Origin of the sequence: Lactiplantibacillus dongliensis (genome assembly GCF_005405105.1) — a bacterium.
Lineage (GTDB): Bacteria > Bacillota > Bacilli > Lactobacillales > Lactobacillaceae > Lactiplantibacillus > Lactiplantibacillus dongliensis.
In genome coordinates, this window is sequence record NZ_BJDK01000050.1 from 1 (window position 1) to 17,907 (window position 17,907).

Sequence of the window (17,907 nt, forward strand, 5' to 3'; positions counted from 1 at the left end):
CACCGCATTTATCATGATACGAATGATCATGCATATAACCCGGTAAAATATTTAGTTTTAAAACAGGCTCTAGTATCCAATTCATAACCATCAATCGCTAACTGATACTGACTGGTACTAGCATCATAGTGGTCACCGACCTTACCAGTAATCTGTTGGTCAGCATGTAACTGTTTTTGTGCCAAATCGACATACTTAACTGTCACTGGCTGAGCAGTAGCTGGTAACTTTTGATACTGGTAAATGACCGTTTGTTCTTTATCGGTTAACTCACCGGTCATATTAGTTGGTAACTTTTCTTTATCTAACCGGTAGCCCTCAATCGCTAACTGATAATCCGCAGTCGTAACATCAAATGAGTCGCCAATCTTACCGGTGAGATGTTGATCTGCATGCAATGTCTTGCCGTCGAGGTCCTGATAGCTTACCGTAACGCCCGCAGATTCGGCACGCTTATAACTATAGGTAATGGTCTTAGCGGTATCGGACAGCTTGCCAGTCAGATTATCTGGTAGCTGATCTCTATCTAAATCGTAACCGGGAATTTTTAACTGGTAGTCAGCCGTGCTGACATCATAATCGTCATTAATATAACCCGTAATGATTTTTGGATCATGAATAGCATGATTCGAACTATCTTGGTAATTGACTGTAACTGGTTTTGCTGCGGTACGATTATATTTATAGATTACTGTTTGAGGGATATTTAAATTAAATTGGCCTTTAGCATTGGCTGGCAAATTATCCGTATCTAAATCATAACCATCAATGCTTAACTTATAATTTTCAGTAATCGCATCATAGCCATCCTCAGCATAACCAGTAATCGTTTGTGAAGCATGAATTTCATTCCCCAGTTGATTTTCATACTTCACAGTGACGTCTTTACCAGGGTACCCTTCCCAGATGTAAGTATCTGGTTTGGACCCATCGTAGTCAGTCATAAAGGCATCGCTTGACGCATACGTATTTCCTGTGTTCTCACCAATCCAGCGCCCAGTGTACCGACCTGAAGTAGTATCAATATTCGGCACACCAACGTCAAATCTAGTTAATGAACCAGTTTTAATGCTACTCAACGAACGACATCCTTCAAGCATACTGCTATAAAAATTAGTCATAACAAACTGACTTAAATCCAGTTTTTGTAACGACGCACAGTTTTTAAACATCCCACTAAACTCTGATTGCGTTGATGTTTGAAAGCCACTGACATCAACGTTCTCCAATGAAGCACAAGATATGAACATATCCTGAAAAGCTGCAACCGACGACGTATCAAATTTTGATACATCAACAGTTACTAAACTACTGCAATACCCAAACATACTAATCATTGAAGTTACTTTACTCGTATCAAAATTGGCTAATGCTACACTCTTCAGCCCCGAATCCCCCAAAAACATAGAATTCATGTCGGTCACATTAGATGTATCAAATCCACTTAAATCTAAATTTTCTATAGAATCATTATACACAAACATGGCTGTCATATTAGTCACATTTGAAGTATCTATATGTCCAAAATTAATAGATCTAATGCTATTTCCTCCAGCATAATTAAAAAACATATTCGACATATCCCTAACCTTAGAGGTATTCCAATTACTTAAATCAAGGTTAATCTCATTTTTATTATCCGGATCTGTCATACCGGCAAACATATAACTCATATCAGTTACGTTAGAAGTATTCAAATCACTAAATTTAACATTCCTTAAATTTCCACAACCAGCAAACATAAAGCTCATATTGGTGACTTCAGAAGTATCCAAATAACTTAAATTTTCGATTGTTTCTAACCCAGTCATTGCAAAAAGCCTAGTTGAATCTGGATTTGCTTTTACTTTACTCAAAAATTTAACAGTTCTAATTTTAGATCTATCAGGAAAGCTCCTTGTATCTGGCTCCCCCTTTCGCCCCCATCAAAAGTCACCAAGCCATTATTATATTGTATCCAATGACAAGTTCCGAAAACACCTTCGTCACCAATCTTACTATCATCAGAAGTTGAATCAGCATCATTCACAACTACATTAGCAACCAGATTGGGCATCAAATTCTGGTTAGCCCTCAATCGTTGGCTTAACGGCTGACTCAATGTTATTGCATTTGAATTACTAACAACTAGATTTTTCTCCACATTAGCTTGTCCTGAAATTGTTGTGAGACTACAAAGCAATATTGCTGTAACGACTAACCACAATCTCCGAATTAACATATCAATACTCCTCCATATTCAGCATGATGTATGCGCTTTCAAATTCATTTAAAAAATAGAGCACCATTCTTGGCACCCCTATATACTCATTCAATAAACTTAATTATAACATCAAACTTACCAACTTCGGATAACAATCTGATAAGTAAAAAAACTCAGTTATTTAAGGCTACTCACGTCATTTTTATATGCCCATAATCTTCTACTTCTGCCCCATAAACACCGGCACCAAAATCTCATCCACCATCGCCGTCAAACTAGCGGTCGTCAGCGTTCCATGACCCAAGACTTCATTAATCAGTAACACCACCGGTAAGTTCAACGTGCGAGCCGTCTGATCAGCAACGGTCAACTCACCACGCTGCTCCGCTTGCTGCAAGATTTGTGTGATTTTAGGTTCCAACATCGAATGACCATTTGCCAGCGCAAACAACTTATCCACTGGAATCTGCTTCAACCGATCCGCAACTAAGCCTTGCAACTTCTCTGCGCCCAACGCATTAAACGTGACCACCAATTGACCAAACAACCCTAACAAGTCCGCGCGTAAAGACCCGGTATCGGGGACTGGTAAGTCACGCTTGATTTTAGGCCCAAATTTTAAAAAGGCACTCGTCACTAAGCTGGCTTTATCTGGCCAACGCCGATAAAGCACTGGCTTGGTTGCCTGTGCCTTGGCAGCGACCCCCGCCATCGTTAATTTCTCATAACCGACTGTATTAACTAAATCCCAAGCAGCTTTCAAAACCGCGTCTTCTAAGGCTTGGCCGCGTCGGCGTGTCTGACCTTTATCCGTTGTTGCCAAAATAAATCCCTCGTTTCTTGCAATTTTAACTTAATGCGTGTATTGTATGGTTCATCAATAAGATACCGTAGTATCTTATTTAAATAAAATGTGAGGTATTCCAAATGCAAACTACCACCGAAGCTAACCAAAGCAGCTTCATCAAAATCGCGCTCATCCTCGTCATCGGCGCCCTAGCACCAATGCTCGATACGACTATGACTAATGTCGCCATCAATACTATTATGCACGATTTGAACAGTACCGTCGACCATGTTCAATGGGTGACGACTAGTTACATTTTAGCACTTGGCATCGTGGTGCCCATCACCGGCTGGGCCGCGGAGCATTTTAGTGGCAAAGCGCTTTATATTAGTGGCCTTGTTGCCTTTGTGCTCGGATCGATTGTCTCCGGCCTAGCCACTAGTATCAATTTGTTAATTATGGGCCGCATTATCCAAGGCGCGGCCGCGGGCATGATCGTCCCGTTAGTCACCACTTTAATCGTCAAAGCAGCCGGTGGTCATAACTTGGGTAGCTTAATGGCCATCGTCAGCTTACCGGCCGTCTTAGCGCCGATTCTTGGCCCAACTATCGGCGGTTTTATTATCAAGGTACTCGACTGGCACTGGATTTTCTACATCAATATTCCGCTTGGCTTACTTTCTTTAGGCCTATTAATCTGGTTAATGCCACGCTTCACACCCGCACCGTCCAAGAAACCATTAGACATTCCTAGTGTGGGCCTAATTGGTGGGGCCTTCACCGCATTAATTTTAGGAATTACTAAGCTTAGCACTAGCGGCACCTTAACGGCCACAAACGTTTACGTTCCTTTGCTCATCGGCGTGGCTTTACTAGCTGGCTATTGCGTATATGCGTTATTGCGCCCCAATCATGCGCTCGTTAGTCTGAAACTGTTCACCTATCAAAGCTTCTCCGCCTCAAGTATCCTACTCGTTTTATCAGGCCTAATTGTTAACGGTGCAATGTTTCTACTACCGCTTTTCTTACAAAATATCCGCGGTTTAAGTGTCATCTGGTCCGGAATCTACTTGATTGCCCAAGGACTTGGCTTGCTGATCACTCGGAGTCAAATCGGGAAATTAACCGACCGCATCGGCGCACGCTGGGTCGTGTTAGCTGCGATTGCGATTGCGCTAGTCGGAACGTTACCATTTGCCTACTTTAACGCCAGCACGCCCACTTGGTTAATTTTAATCGTCCTCTTCATTCGTGGGATTGCCCAGGGCGGGTTAACGATTCCAATTATGTCGGATGCGTATACTGGGGTACCCGCTAACCTGGTGTCGGAAGCCACGACGGCCTCACGGATGTTGCAAAATATCGGTGGCGCCTTTGGAACCGCACTACTTGCGACGGCCATTCAAAGTCAGCTCAACAATACCACTATGACACTCACTCACCTTAACAGTGCCTATCAAGGGGCCTTTATGTTAACGGTAGTCGTCACCGTGATTGCCGCCATTCCAGCTTGGTTCTTGAGTCATCAAGCCAGTCACTAAAAAAATCGTCCTAGAAACTAATTCAGTTTCTGGGACGATTTTGTTGTACCACTATTAAGCTTGTTTCGTTGGATAAATCGTAAATTCATTAACATTGACGTCTTCTGGCTGATCGACCGCAAAGTTAACCACGTTCGCAACCGCACTGGGACTAATCCCGACTTGCTTGTAGAAGGCATCCATCCCTTGCTTCGTCTCCGTATCGGTAATCGTATGCAACAATTCCGTGTTGATGGCCGCTGGATATAAGCTGGCCGTCCGAATATTGGTTCCTTCTTGGGCGCTTTCCATCCGAATCACTTCCATTAAGTTCCGAACTGCAAACTTGGTCGCACCATAAACCCCGGCGCCAGCAAAACTCTTAATCCCCGCAACTGAAGAAGTGGTAATGATTTGACCATGCTTTTGTGCAGTGAAGATTGGCATCACGGCCGCGACCCCATGTAGAACACCTTTTAAGTTAATATCCACCATAGCGTCCCATTCGTCGGTATGCAGCGCACTAATCGGTGACGATGGCATAATCCCGGCATTATTGAAGATCACATCTAAGCCACCGAATTTCGTTTGGGCTAACCTAACTAACGCCGTGACATCGGCCTGCTTCGTCACATCTGTCACTTGATACGCCGCCGTACCACCCGCCGCTTCGATGTCGGTCACAATTTTAGCTAAGCGGGCTTCACGCCGCGCCCCTAACACCACTTTGGCGCCATGCTTTGCTAATAATTTCGCTGACGCTTCACCAATCCCAGATGAGGCCCCCGTAATCACGATAACTTTATTTTTAACAGTCATTTTAAAAATCTCCTATTATTGTTCGTCGCCAAAGACTTCTTTAGCCAAGCCCATCGCGGACCAGGCTTTAGCCCAGCCAGCATAAAAAGCCAAGTGGGTAATTTCTTCGACAACTTCTGCCTTCGTTAAACCATTTTGTTTTCCCATTTGTAAATGAGCCTTTAATTGGGGAAAGCTGCCACTAGTCATCAAGCTAGCAATCGTGATCATACTACGATCATGCAAGCTTAATTTATCTTCGCGTGACCAAACTTCACCGAATAAAACATCATCATTTAAGGCTGCAAACTTAGGGGCAAACTCACCTAAGTTATCACGCCCAGCCGTTTGTTTTTTAGCCATTTTTTAATCTCCTAACCTAATTTAGCGTAAGCTGCATCGTCAACCGGTTCTAGCCATTCGCTAGTCCCTTTGGTAATCGCCACGTGTGCGAACCAACTGTCATTAGTCGCGCCATGCCAGTGCTTAACGCCTTCATGAATCGTGACACTGTCGCCCGCATGTAATAAGCGCGCTGGTTTGCCCGCTTCTTGGTACCAGCCTTCGCCGCCCGTGACTAACAAGATTTGAAATCCATCATGATGGATATGCCAGTTATTCCGGCAGCCCGGTTCAAACGTCACATTAGCGACACTAACATCAATCTCATCACTGGGCTCTGATAACCCTTGTAAGTAACTTTGGCCGATAAAGTATTGTTGGTACGCCACGTTCTTGTCGCCTAATCCAAAAATGCCGCTTTTATTTTCATTTGTCATATTAAAATGACCTCCTCATTTGCTTGACTCATTTAACGATGGATTCATCATATAACTTCAAGTACACTTTAAGTCAACCATTAAGTTTAAACTTGTTATAATCAATTTTCGTGCTATCATCATTATTAAAGTAACTTGAAGAAGGGATCGTAAACATGTCAACAGTAACTGCAACCCACTATACCATTGGCGCCTTCGCCAAAGCCGTGGGGTTAACCGCCCCAACACTGCGCTATTACGAAACTGAGGGCTTAATTGAACCCCATCGCCTCGCGAACGGCCGCCGCTACTATGAGGAAGCTGATATCGACTGGGTCAAATTCTTATTACACCTTAAAGGCACAGGAATGAGCATCAGCGAACTCAAACAATACGTGCAGTGGCGAGCTCAAGGCGATGCGACGATTCCGCAACGGTTAGCGCTTTTGCAACAAGTTAAAGCTGACTTTTTAGTCCAATTCAACGAAGTTCAACACCATCTTCAGATCTTGAACGACAAGATTAATTGGTACGAAGCAAAAGAAGCCGGCTTAACCGCTGATCAGGAAAGCTTTCGCGCTTATTTACAACGTTTGGAGCATCACGAATAGGTTTTTAATTGCCGCTACGGTTGGTCTGGCCTGACACTGGAACGTGGTGGCCGCGTTTGTGAGCCAAGAGACGGTCTCACAAGCCGGGCTTTGACTAAGAGTGAGAAAATCACTCGTTCTAAGTCAAACGACACCACTGAGTGTCATCCAGCCCGCCCTGCGCTAATTAACACTCCTATATTAAAATGGCCAACCTGAAACGATCTTTGAATCATGATGACCCCAATCAAAAAACAAGTATCAGTACCAAGTTGGCTAACCCAACTAAATACTGATGCTTGTTTTATTTGCTTACTAATGAAAACAATGATCAAAATAACGGCGGGCAACCCAGCATTGGCTCAGTGGTGTCGTTTATCTTAGTCATGGGCTTCGACTTAGATAAATCCCGGCTTGCGAGACCGCACTACGGCTCGCAAACGCGGCCACCACGTTCCAGCCGATGCCGGGCCAACCAGAGTGGCAATTTAAGCCAACTAGCCCAGGCATGCCGAGAAAAAAAGTATCAATATCAAGTTGGTATTAAACCCAACTAAATACTGATACTTTTTATTTTATTGCTAGTAAAACTAACGACTAAAGTGGCATTAACCACTAATTCTTTTTAAAGACTAACCATTTCGACAAGAAGTAATTAGCCACTAACGCAATCCCGTGACCAATCACCTTGGTCATGGTCCCGTTAACTCCCATCAACGAAATCCCCAACCATAAAATGATCGCTTCAATGACGTAAGTCGCCACGCGCGTCCCATAAAAGGTCGTGACTTCTTTGACTAAGCTAACTGTCTTATGCTGAAAGACAAACATTTTATTGACGATAAACGAGAATAAAACGCTAAAGAACCAATCAATCAAGTTGGCGACTTGATATTCGACGCCAAAAGTATGATACAACAAATAAAATAACGCGACGTTGAACACAACCGTAATCACGCCCCACAAGGCGTATAACTGTAATTCATTATTGGCTTTTTTCTCAACCGCTTCAAGCTCGGCTTCTAGTTCGACTTCATTTTTGGGAATTGGATCTAATTCATGCTTCTCCATCTGCTCAATCTGCCCCTATTTCAATAGTTTCGTAAATAACTGTTCATACAACTTAATAAACCGTTGATACATGTCCAAATCCACGTATTCATTGACTTGATGAGCCGTGATGTTCCCGGGTCCAAAGACAATGATTTCCATATCAGGATTCTTAACAATGTAGGACGATGCATCGGTCCCACCCGGCGCGCCAAAGTATGGCAACGCTTGGGTTAAGACCTGTTCACCAATTTGTTTGGCGACTTGAACCAAGTGCGCCGATGCTGGTGTATGAACCGGATAGAAACTATCTTGTACCGTGAGTGTTAATTCGGCACCTTGAGCATTGCAGTCAGCGATGATTTTTTCCAATGCGGCGATGATCTTGTCGTTCCGCAATTCTGGAATCGTTCGAATCTTAACGGACATTTCCGCATTAGCTGGGACCGTGTTGATCTGTTCGCCACCTTTAATCAAAGTAACCACCGGCACCGTGGCCCCAAGTACCGGGTTCTTAACTGCTTTAAAGCTATCGAAATACGCGGTTTGTTGCTGATAGTACGTCATCAAGGCATCAATCGCATTCTTCCCAATAGTCGGCATCGAACTATGCGCCGCAACACCTTTCGACCGTACCGTAAAGGTCAGCGACCCTTTATGGGCTAACTCAATAAAATGTTGTTCAGTCGTTGGATTAGCCGCCATCATCTTACGGGCAGTCGCATCGTCAGCGCCCAACATCGCTTGAATCGAAGGTTGCGTCAACAATCGCTTATCCGCGCCACTCGGTTCACCAACGATCAACGCATCAATATCATCGGCGTAGCCTAAGTCGACTAACTGTTCAGCGCCCAGATGACCGTCTTCTTCGCCGACCGTGGCCATATAACGCAAAGTCCCATGTAACGGCACGTTTTGTTCTTTTAAGTTAATCAATGCGAACAAGCCAGCCAGTAAACCGGACTTCATATCGGTCGCACCGCAGCCGAATAATCGGTTATCTTTTACCACACCAGCTAACGGATCAACGGCCCATTTAGCGGCATCGCCAAACGTTACCGTATCGGCGTGCCCATCGAACCCAACGACTGGACCATTGCCATCCCCAATCTCAGCCACCAGACTCGTGCGTCCAGGGGCATACTCAATCAACTTAGACTCGATACCATGTTGTTTTAATAAGGCTGCCAAATAATCAGCAACGACCGCTTCATGGTCGTTGACCGTGTTCATTTTTACAAGTTCACTTAATGCTTGGACTGTTTCATCCATGCTGCTCCACCTCGTCATTATTGCCAGTGGTTAACTGCCATTGACTAATTAACTCAATTACAGCACTTTTTCACTGGAAATACAATCCGTCAATCAACTGATTTTAAGGCATCCAACATGTTAACGTGTTTAAGCTTACGATGCATCATCACCATCACGATCAGGCTGAACGCTACGGTTAATAGTGCTGAATAAACATAACTCAGCGGATGGATTCCGGGTGAGAACATCAGCGCATTAGTCTCAGCCGTTTGCAAAATATACGTATGCAGCCAATTACCTAGGAAACAACCTAAAATAACACCTAAACCCGTCAGAATAAAGTTCTCCCGGAAAATATACATTGTCACTTCGCCATCGTAAAAACCGAGCACTTTAATCGTTGACAATTCGCGAATCCGTTCCGAAACGTTGATATTGGTCAGATTATATAAGACGACTAAGGCCAACGCCCCCGCTGAGATCACGAAGATCAAGACGACGAGGTTCATGCTGTCAAACGTCTTAAAATTAGTATTCTTTTCCGTACTCATCAGTGTCACATTCAAGATACCGGCTTGCTTCAATAGGGTATTGGCATAAGCATTTTCTTGGCGTTCATTCGTATGCGTGAACTGCACGAGATTACTATTATAAACCGGTGCTTTGCCAAAGACCTGCCGATAGTAGCTTGGGCTCAAGTACACAAAGTGATTGACGTAGTTTTCCGCAATAGCGGCGATCTTAATCGACTTAGCAGCTTGGCCAGCCAACTTGATTGGTAAATGGTCCCCGACTTTCACTTGATAGAGTTTCGCTAGCTTTTCATCAATGATCGCGCCGTGCTGACGCAAGTGATAGGCCTGACCACTCTCACGATTCCGCAAGGTTACGAAAGTTGCCAACCGACTTGGCCGTTCAGGCACACTCAACGTCGCGGTCTGTTGCGCCACTCCAGCCTGATTAACCGTGACTTGAGCGGACTTCAACGTCAAACTCGCTTGATATAAACGCGGTCGTTTTAAAGTTCGTTTCTCAGCGGCTGTTGGCGCCCCACTGCGCGTCACGATCGCATCATAATGCCAAAGTTCATTAAATTGCTTACTACTAATGTCCCCAATAGAATCTTTCAAGCCAAAACCGGCAATCATCATCGCCATACAACCCGCAATACCCAACACCGTCATCAGTAGACGTTGTTTATACCGAAAGAGGTTACGGAGCGTAATCTTATGGTTAAAACTCAATCGCCGCCAGAAACCAGTCCACCGTTCTAACCATAATGTCTGGCCAGCTTTTGGCGCTTTGGGTTGCAAGAGTTGCGCTGGTAAGCTGCGTAAATCAACTCTTAAAACCACTAGTGCCGTCCCTAACGTGCAGACTAAGGCAATAGCTAACGCGACGACAATATCGACCCAGAGATACTGCACATTAATTGCCGGCAAGTTGTACATACTGCCGTATGCTTGCGCAATGAATTGCGGAAAGAAGTTCACGCCAAATAACACGCCTAGCCCCGTCCCAATCAACGCCGCTAAGCCGCCATAAATCATGAATTCACTGCCAACCGCCGTATTCGAATAACCTAAACCTTTTAACGTCCCCATTTGTAGCCGTAATTCTTCGACCATCCGTGTCATCGTTGTCAGGCAGATCAGTGCCGCAATCGCAATAAAGAATAGTGGAAATACCGTTGATAAGGCGACCACCCGCTGCGTATTTTCATGATATTCAGTATAACCCGGGTTATCAGCGCGCGTGCTATAGAGATAAGTGGGGCGCTTAATCGCATTCACTTGTGCTTGCGCCGCCTTTAGCTGGGCAGTTGCTTTTACTAATACCGGCGTGGTCGCTGGCACTTGTTGCTTCAGCGTCGCGACTTGTTGGGCTAACGGTGCTAGTTTTTTTCGAGCAGTTGCTTGCAAGGACCGTTGTCGTTTAGCGGCTTGCGGCGCCAACCAGCGTTTTAGATCAGCCGTATTCGCGCGATTCAAGCGTTTATACGTCGCGGTATACGGTCGGACTTTAGCGAGATTCTTAAACTGGACATCAATCCGCGTCGCCACGTTTAATTTCAACGTCTGTGGCCGTACGTAGGCTAGATAATCCAGCGTCCCTTTACCGACATTCGTGACGCCGCGACTCACATGTTCAACATAGCGTGGTGAATTCACGAAACCAACAATTTTAAATGTCCGTCGCTTAAACTGCCGATTCAGTGCTTTGGTACTAACAATCCGATATGTCGACCCGAGTTTTAAATGCGGTTGTAACGCTTTAGCTTGCGAATCCAGCACGATTTCGTTAGCGCGCCGCGGTAATCGGCCACTAACGACCCGCAGTCGGTTCAGCTTCTGGTGTTGCGGTAATTCAGCTACCCGAACCACCCGATTATTATTAAGCTGATTCACATCTAAATAGGTCACGCTTTGGAAAGTGAGTCGGTCAGCATGCTGCTTTAATACTTTCGTATCTGCCTTAGTTAACCCCATCGTCGACTGCACACTATTCGTCGCTAACCGCTGCTTAATAAAATAATCATCAGCCGCCTGCAACATATCGGGCCCGGTCGCCCGAATCCCAGTGTAAAAAGCAACCCCTAGGAAAATAATCAATAAAATAGAAAAGAAGCGGGCCTTTGACCGCCAGATTTCACGCATAATTGCTTTAAAGTAAGCTTTTGTCATTAGTCGCACCTACCACTCAATCTCAGCTAGTGGTGTCGGCTGATCATTATGCGTCACCGACTGCACCTGGGCATCATTAATCCGAATCACTTGATCACCCATCTTCGCAATCGCACTATTATGAGTCACGATGATGACCGTTGTTTGGGTCTGCTTGGCAGCGTCTTGAATGACTTGCAGCACTTGCTTGCCTGTCTTGTAGTCAAGTGCACCCGTTGGTTCATCACATAATAGCAACTTCGGATTTTTAGCCACGGCACGCGCAATCGCAACGCGTTGCTGTTCGCCACCGGATAACTGGGCCGGAAAGTTCTTGGCCCGTTCAGTTAACCCCACCAAGGCCAACGTCTCATCAACGTCCCGGGCATCTTTCGTAATTTGTGACGCCAACTCGACATTTTCTCGCGCCGTTAGATTCGGTACCAGGTTATAGAACTGGAACACAAAGCCGACCGCTTGCCGGCGATAAGTCGTCAGTTGTTTCGGCGAGAACTGGGCGATATCAACCCCATCGACCAAGACTTGCCCACTAGTCGGACTATCCATCCCACCTAAAATGTTGAGCAACGTTGACTTACCCGCACCACTAGGTCCTAAAATCGTCACAACTGACCCTTGTGCGACCTCAAAAGACAACGCCCGGTTGGCCACCGTTTCTTGACTACCATTCTTAAAGGTTCGTGTTTCGTTAATCACTTCAATATAAGCCATCCTTAACCCCTCCCAAAAAGCATTCTCCCTTAGTGTATCAGTTAAACCGGCGTTATGAAACCGGTTCATTTAGACAATAAAAAACGGTGACGAACTTGTTAAAAAACAAGTCATCACCGCACCGCTTTAATTAGAACCGCTTAAGCGTCGTTTTGATCGGCAAAATACGCCGCTTTTTGTCGTTGCCAAATAATTTGATCTTCCTCGGTAATCGGCCGTAAGACATGGCAGGGATTCCCCACAGCGACCACATTATCAGGAATATCTTTCGTCACAATTGAACCTGAACCAATCACGACATTATTGCCAATGGTCACACCGGGATTGACGACCACGTTACCTCCCAGCCAGACATCGTTACCAATCGTAATTGGCTTGGCATATTCTAATTGATCACGCCGAACTAGCGCGTCAATCGGGTGGCCCGCTGTATACAGGCCAACGCGTGGCCCCATAAAGACATTATCACCGATCGTAATCTCAGCACAATCCACAAAAATAGCATCATAATTAGCATAAAAATTCTTGCCAATCGTGGTGTTTGTCCCATAGTCTGTATGGAATGGGGGTTCAATATAATGATTTGGACCAACCTGTTTAAACAATTGGTTCAACACTTCGGCGCGAAAATCGCCATCCACTTCGGTTGTTTGGTTAAAGATCCGCGTTAAACGCCGACCGTGGCGCATTTCTTTGGCAAGCTGCCGATCATCGGCAATGTAGAGCTCGCCCGCTAACATGCGCTCCTTTTCAGTTTTCATATCTAATTGGTTCCTCCGTTAAGGTAAAAATATTCACTGATACAGTTAACCATACTGTGTTAGCGATTTCAAGCCAATTTAAGCTTAATTTAAAAATTGGACCGTTCCAGTTAGCATACTGGTTAATGATTAAGTATCCATTTAAACCCCGAACTTTTATGCGATTTAGCACCGCTTTTGTGGTGGCTTCGGTTATAATAAGACTTATACACACAGATTAAAGGGAGTCATGAAAGTGAAAACATTTAAAAATATTATGAGCTGGATCTTACCGATCATCATCGGCTTAGGCTTAGCCATGCTGATCAAGCAATTCTGGTTCACGATGGTCCGCGTTGATGGGACCTCGATGCAACCTAACTTGGAAAACAACGAACGGGTCATGGCCTTTAAAGCCAGCAAGCCGAAAGCTGGTTCCGTCGTCGTCTTCAACGCCTATCACGTAGACCCCGACCAGACCGATCCCAAATCCGTTTACGTCAAGCGGGTCATTGGGATGCCTGGGGATACCGTGAAATACACCAATGCTGGCAAACTTTATGTTAACGGCAAACAAGTTAAACAAAGCTATTTGAAGAACGCCGCTCAACAGACGACTGGGTCGTATATGGCAAATAGCCATAGCAAAGTGACCGGCTGGACCTTAACTAGCTTGGCCCATGACCAAGGTTGGAAAGTCAAACCGGTTAATAACAAAGTGCCACAGGGCTACTACTTTGTTCTCGGTGATCACCGGAGTGTCTCCAATGATGGCCGCTACTGGGGCTTTGTACCAAAGTCGAAGATGATTGGGGTCGTCAAAGCTTGGCCTTGGCAAAACCGTCATCAATATATTAATAGCTTCGAACCTTAAGTTGGAAAAAACATCAAGTACACCTCATTACGATACGTTTTGAGGTGTACTTTTTTCCTTAAAATACGCTTGGTGCTAGTTGGTTTAAATTGCCACTCTGGTTGGGCCAGAATTGGCTGGAACGTGGTGGCCGCGTTTTCGAGCCACAGTACGGTCTCGAAAGCCGGGCTTTATCTAAGTCGCAAAACCACGACTAAGATAAACGACACCACTGAGCCAATTCTGGCCCGCCCGGCGTTAATTAACAGGAATTACCGAGGATCTATTGTCGACCTCAAATTTAGCCGAGCCGTTGATTTCTAAAATGCTCAGCCGTGTCGTTGGCCTTAGTGCGAGTGGTCTGCTCGGACTGAGGCCAAGGTCAGCCTTGAAGCCCGCCCGTTGGCTTCAAAATAGCCCATGGCGTTCCAGCATTTTAGAAACCAACCGGCAGACGGCAATTTTAACTAGCACTTTTAGCCACCAAGTGACCAATTTAACTAGCGAAACTATATAAATAACCGCTAAGCCTCATTTGGCCTAGCGGTTATTCATTTTATCCACAGTGGATAACTTTATTGATGTTTTAACCAGTGGACAACTAAATGATTCAAGTAGCGTCCTGGTCGAACTTGATCGACCAATAATAACGCCACCACTAAACTCACAAATTGCCAGCCTTGATGGCCACGACACCCGGCCATCACGAGTACCGCGACCAACATGACGATTGGTACCAAGACCGCACTAACCTGCCGTTGTCGTTTAATGTTGACCACCCGCTCGTCGATCTCTAAGCCAAAAGTAACCGCAAATTAACGGACTAAAGGGCACAAAAACTAACGAGATGAAAATGTTTTTAAAGAAGTTAATCACATCATCCATAAAGTTACTCTTCTGCTCAACTTGCGGTGTTAACACGGTTGGCACTGGCTTAGGCTTGGTCCGTTTCACATTAATGGACCACGGCCGACCGGAGTCTTGAATAATCTGATCATCATCTGGACGCGGATCACTGGGTGTTTCTTTAGGCTTCGTGTGCCAGATCTGAAAGGCCCGTGCCCACCGATAATGAATAATTGGCAACAGAATTAACGCACAGATAATACTATAAATGACTAACGGATTGAATTCCAACACAATCCGATTCACTTCCTGCCGCGCACTGCCGAACATAATAATAAAGACAGCAATGGCGCCGTAAAACCAACTTGTAATTAAATTTTTAGCTTGCCACACACGCGGCCACCCTTTCATTTATCCACAGCTAATCGTAGCCGTAGCATACTTTTGCACTGAATCCCCGCTTCATAGATTGGTTCTGGATAGTTATCCACAAACCAGTTGACCCAAACGGCGGTAATCTCAAAACCAGCCCGTTGATAAAGCTGTAATTGGCGAATTGAGGAGTTTCCAGTCCCAACTTCTAAGTTATGCACCGTTTGATCCTGTTGACAACTAGTAATCAACTGCGTCAATAAAGCTTTAGCGATTCCCTGATGTTGATAACTTGGCGTAACCGCGAGATTCATCACTTCGTTAGTCCCTGGTTTCGTCTTAGATAAGACGCCAATTCCCACCACTTGTCCACTAATCACCGCACCATAAATCGTGGCGGTCGGCAAATAAGTTTGCACTTGCTGCCAATCGGGGTCAGCTAGCAACAGCAAGTCCCGGGGAACCGCTGCCGCTGATACTTGCTTAATCATTGCGCGCGCCGTTTCGCTGCTCGTCGCTGAAAGCCATTGCCCCAGCAGACATACGGCACAATCACCGCAATAATCGCCAACAGATAATCAGTCACATTCAGGCTCGCGGCATTAATCACCACTTCATAACCTAGAAAAATCGTCCACAAAACAGGTGCGATGCCACCAATCCAGAAATAGCGACTAGCCGAAAAGACAAATTCTTCTAAAACAAATAACACGATTGCAATCAGTCCTAATGTTAATAAGTTCATAGTTGCCCCCTGTTAATAACTATTTTTTTGAATTCAATTGTTTCAACATATCCACAAACCGGCCAATCTGTAAGTTATCCACATCTTCATCTGAATAAAAGATAATCATTTTGGCTTTTTGCGCCGCGGTTAAGTTTGCTTGCGACCCAAAATAGACCAGATAAACATCACTATCACCTTGGGTTAAGCTTTCACCATAATCGGTATCTAAACTGAACGTATAGTCCTGACCCAATTGTTCACTTAACGCATCAATAAACACTTGCACTGCTTTTGTTGCAACGGTCTCTTGACCGGCAACGACACTTGTTACGACTTTTACTTGCATCTCAAAAAAACTCCTATTGTATTAAATTTATGCTCAATGTTTGTTAGGTTGAACTTGCCACTCTGGTTGGTCCAGAATCGGCTGGAACGTGGTGGCCGCGTTTATGAGCCAAAGTTCGGTCTCATAAGCCGGGCTTTGACTAACTCGAGTAAATCACTCGACTAAGTCAAACGACACCACTGAGCCAATTCTGGCCCGCCCGGCGTTAATTAACAGCTATCTACCAATAACCAATTACTTATTTTAATCAATTATTTAGCTGAGAGATTGATTTCTAAAATGTTCAGCCATAGCATTCCAGCATTTTAGAAATCCGGCGACAACCCTAACTAACATCAATCATCTTCAACCTATTTTATTATCGCATTTTTAGTCCACAACGCAACCTACTGAATTTCAGGATTAAAGTACGTGTTGAAGAACGGTTGGGTGCGCCGTAAAATGCTGGCCTGTGAATAACTTTTCCGGCCATCACCCCAGATGGAAATCGCCGAACCGAGATTGTTCGCACTCGTGGTCAAACCCGTATGATTCCAATTATCCCAGACGGTTGAATTCCAGTGCGTCAATAAGTCATTTTGCCAATAGGCCACATTACTAGCTTTGAACATCTTGGCATTCGTAATAATGTACAAATACGAATAGTTAGCATTGATTGTTTGGAATCCCGCCGCGTTTAAAGCTGGCATGCTTGCTCGAATCTGACGATGCTTGGCCGCTAACGCCGCATTGCTCGTCTGACCATCATAGCTCCAGTAAGTCACTAAAATATTATGATCAATTCTAGGTAAATCCTTGGTCATAAAACCATCATTCCACATCGTGGCTTTTAAATGCTTTTTGTTCAAATAACGGTTTAGATAATTGGTATAACTGACCATCGCTGGCTGGGTTGCCGCAGTGGTCCCGCCGTATTCATCGCCGCCAATGCCAATATGTTGCCCCCGATACTGCAACTTAACGTATTCACTCAAAAGACTTTTAACGAACAGTTTCGTTTTAGCATGGTCCATCTTTAATTCGGCATTTTTATAAACGATGGTTTTGGCTAATTTACGGTTAGCCTTACTGGACGTCTTCATCAGTTTCACTAAAGCCTTGCTGTGTCCCGGTGTATCAATCTCGGGAATCACTTCAATGCCACGTTGGTGACCGTATACAATCAATGAGCGTAGCTGCTTTTTGCTTAAGAAGGCCAGCTTGGTCTGACGATTATAGTAGGTGGTGCCAACTTTGCGCGCCTTCTTGACCGTCTGACCGAGCTTGGCACTTTCAACCCCAAACCGCGTGTCATCCGTCAAATGCAGTTGAACAAAGCTCCCACCACCAGCCTGCACCTCATCAATTAGTTGTTTGATCGAGTTCACCGAATAAAATTGCCGGGCATTATCTAAAATTAACCCTTTAACTTTTGGCGTCGTCGCAGCCTGCACTGACGGAAATCCCGCCAACAAGCTGGTCATTAAGATCAAACTAAATAAACACCATTTTAAACTTTTTTTCATCACAATCCCCACTCTCGGCGTTAATTGTCCTGTCAATTGCCCCTGAATAAATTCAGAGGCTTGTCGCTCACGTGTCTGACGCCACCGTAGTCCAACATGCCCGTTAGGCACTCCTACTCGTAGTGGCAACATCATCGGGTAATTGACAGCTACCCGTTTAACT

Annotated in this window: 20 protein-coding genes; 3 read left to right on the forward strand and 17 right to left on the reverse strand. The window is 44.9% G+C overall.

Annotated features, from left to right (window positions below; all coding sequences use genetic code 11):
• Positions 1 to 26: 26 nt before the first annotated feature.
• The 3 genes from FFM80_RS13700 to FFM80_RS13710 all read right to left on the reverse strand — a co-directional run bounded on the left by FFM80_RS13700 (position 27) and on the right by FFM80_RS13710 (position 3,026).
• Complete coding sequence (locus FFM80_RS13700) at positions 27 to 1,856, reverse strand: MucBP domain-containing protein (RefSeq protein WP_137641312.1); 1,830 nt, start codon at positions 1,854 to 1,856, stop codon at positions 27 to 29.
• Entirely contained in the window at positions 1,853 to 2,221 is a 369-nt protein-coding gene (locus FFM80_RS13705) for a hypothetical protein (protein WP_137641313.1), read from the reverse strand. Before FFM80_RS13705 ends, FFM80_RS13700 begins: the two co-directional genes overlap by 4 nt.
• Before the next feature lie 202 nt (positions 2,222 to 2,423).
• Complete coding sequence (locus tag FFM80_RS13710; RefSeq protein WP_137641314.1) at positions 2,424 to 3,026, reverse strand: TetR/AcrR family transcriptional regulator; 603 nt, start codon at positions 3,024 to 3,026, stop codon at positions 2,424 to 2,426.
• Positions 3,027 to 3,130: 104 nt separating this feature from the next.
• Here FFM80_RS13710 and FFM80_RS13715 point away from each other — a divergent pair, with 104 nt between their 5' ends.
• The gene (locus FFM80_RS13715) at positions 3,131 to 4,531 is read left to right on the forward strand and encodes an MDR family MFS transporter (protein ID WP_137641315.1); all 1,401 of its coding nucleotides are present in this window, start codon (positions 3,131 to 3,133) and stop codon (positions 4,529 to 4,531) included.
• A gap of 54 nt (positions 4,532 to 4,585) precedes the next feature.
• On the opposite strand, the gene FFM80_RS13720 is transcribed toward FFM80_RS13715, so the two are convergent.
• The 3 genes from FFM80_RS13720 to FFM80_RS13730 are packed head-to-tail and all read right to left on the reverse strand — an operon-like array spanning position 4,586 to position 6,087.
• Positions 4,586 to 5,329: an SDR family oxidoreductase gene (locus FFM80_RS13720; RefSeq protein ID WP_137641316.1), complete on the reverse strand. Its 744-nt coding sequence runs from the start codon at positions 5,327 to 5,329 to the stop codon at positions 4,586 to 4,588.
• Between the two features lie 15 nt (positions 5,330 to 5,344).
• A complete protein-coding gene (locus tag FFM80_RS13725; protein ID WP_137641317.1) occupies positions 5,345 to 5,671 on the reverse strand; it encodes a carboxymuconolactone decarboxylase family protein in 327 nt (108 codons plus the stop codon).
• A gap of 11 nt (positions 5,672 to 5,682) precedes the next feature.
• Complete coding sequence (locus FFM80_RS13730; protein WP_137641318.1) at positions 5,683 to 6,087, reverse strand: cupin domain-containing protein; 405 nt, start codon at positions 6,085 to 6,087, stop codon at positions 5,683 to 5,685.
• Positions 6,088 to 6,242: 155 nt separating this feature from the next.
• Here FFM80_RS13730 and FFM80_RS13735 point away from each other — a divergent pair, with 155 nt between their 5' ends.
• A complete protein-coding gene (locus tag FFM80_RS13735) occupies positions 6,243 to 6,677 on the forward strand; it encodes a MerR family transcriptional regulator (RefSeq protein WP_137641319.1) in 435 nt (144 codons plus the stop codon).
• 594 nt (positions 6,678 to 7,271) lie between these two features.
• Here FFM80_RS13735 and FFM80_RS13740 read toward each other — a convergent pair.
• From FFM80_RS13740 to FFM80_RS13760, 5 genes are all read right to left on the reverse strand, one after another.
• A complete protein-coding gene (locus FFM80_RS13740) occupies positions 7,272 to 7,727 on the reverse strand; it encodes a GtrA family protein (protein WP_137641320.1) in 456 nt (151 codons plus the stop codon).
• 15 nt (positions 7,728 to 7,742) lie between these two features.
• A complete protein-coding gene (locus FFM80_RS13745; RefSeq protein ID WP_379852558.1) occupies positions 7,743 to 8,996 on the reverse strand; it encodes an ArgE/DapE family deacylase in 1,254 nt (417 codons plus the stop codon).
• Between the two features lie 71 nt (positions 8,997 to 9,067).
• On the reverse strand, positions 9,068 to 11,644 hold the full coding sequence (locus FFM80_RS13750) for an ABC transporter permease (RefSeq protein WP_137641322.1): 2,577 nt from the start codon (positions 11,642 to 11,644) through the stop codon (positions 9,068 to 9,070).
• Positions 11,645 to 11,653: 9 nt separating this feature from the next.
• Positions 11,654 to 12,355: an ABC transporter ATP-binding protein gene (locus FFM80_RS13755; protein WP_137641323.1), complete on the reverse strand. Its 702-nt coding sequence runs from the start codon at positions 12,353 to 12,355 to the stop codon at positions 11,654 to 11,656.
• Between the two features lie 140 nt (positions 12,356 to 12,495).
• A complete protein-coding gene (locus tag FFM80_RS13760; protein WP_137641324.1) occupies positions 12,496 to 13,116 on the reverse strand; it encodes a sugar O-acetyltransferase in 621 nt (206 codons plus the stop codon).
• Between the two features lie 235 nt (positions 13,117 to 13,351).
• On the opposite strand from FFM80_RS13760, the gene lepB reads away from it, so the two are divergent.
• The gene (lepB, locus tag FFM80_RS13765; RefSeq protein WP_137641325.1) at positions 13,352 to 13,969 is read left to right on the forward strand and encodes a signal peptidase I; all 618 of its coding nucleotides are present in this window, start codon (positions 13,352 to 13,354) and stop codon (positions 13,967 to 13,969) included.
• 554 nt (positions 13,970 to 14,523) lie between these two features.
• Here the strand turns inward: lepB and FFM80_RS13770 are convergent.
• From FFM80_RS13770 to FFM80_RS13795, 6 genes are all read right to left on the reverse strand, one after another.
• Positions 14,524 to 14,727, reverse strand: a complete 204-nt coding sequence (locus FFM80_RS13770) for a hypothetical protein (RefSeq protein WP_137641326.1) — start codon at positions 14,725 to 14,727, stop codon at positions 14,524 to 14,526.
• Positions 14,714 to 15,187, reverse strand: a complete 474-nt coding sequence (locus tag FFM80_RS13775; RefSeq protein ID WP_137641327.1) for a hypothetical protein — start codon at positions 15,185 to 15,187, stop codon at positions 14,714 to 14,716. The genes FFM80_RS13770 and FFM80_RS13775 overlap by 14 nt, the downstream gene beginning before the upstream one ends.
• 14 nt (positions 15,188 to 15,201) lie before the next feature.
• A complete protein-coding gene (locus FFM80_RS13780; protein WP_137641328.1) occupies positions 15,202 to 15,657 on the reverse strand; it encodes a GNAT family N-acetyltransferase in 456 nt (151 codons plus the stop codon).
• Complete coding sequence (locus tag FFM80_RS13785) at positions 15,654 to 15,911, reverse strand: hypothetical protein (RefSeq protein WP_137641329.1); 258 nt, start codon at positions 15,909 to 15,911, stop codon at positions 15,654 to 15,656. Before FFM80_RS13785 ends, FFM80_RS13780 begins: the two co-directional genes overlap by 4 nt.
• A gap of 19 nt (positions 15,912 to 15,930) precedes the next feature.
• The gene (locus FFM80_RS13790) at positions 15,931 to 16,239 is read right to left on the reverse strand and encodes a hypothetical protein (RefSeq protein WP_137641330.1); all 309 of its coding nucleotides are present in this window, start codon (positions 16,237 to 16,239) and stop codon (positions 15,931 to 15,933) included.
• Positions 16,240 to 16,625: 386 nt separating this feature from the next.
• Positions 16,626 to 17,907 (reverse strand): family 20 glycosylhydrolase (locus FFM80_RS13795; RefSeq protein WP_137641331.1); only part of this gene is annotated, 1,282 nt, incomplete at its 5' end.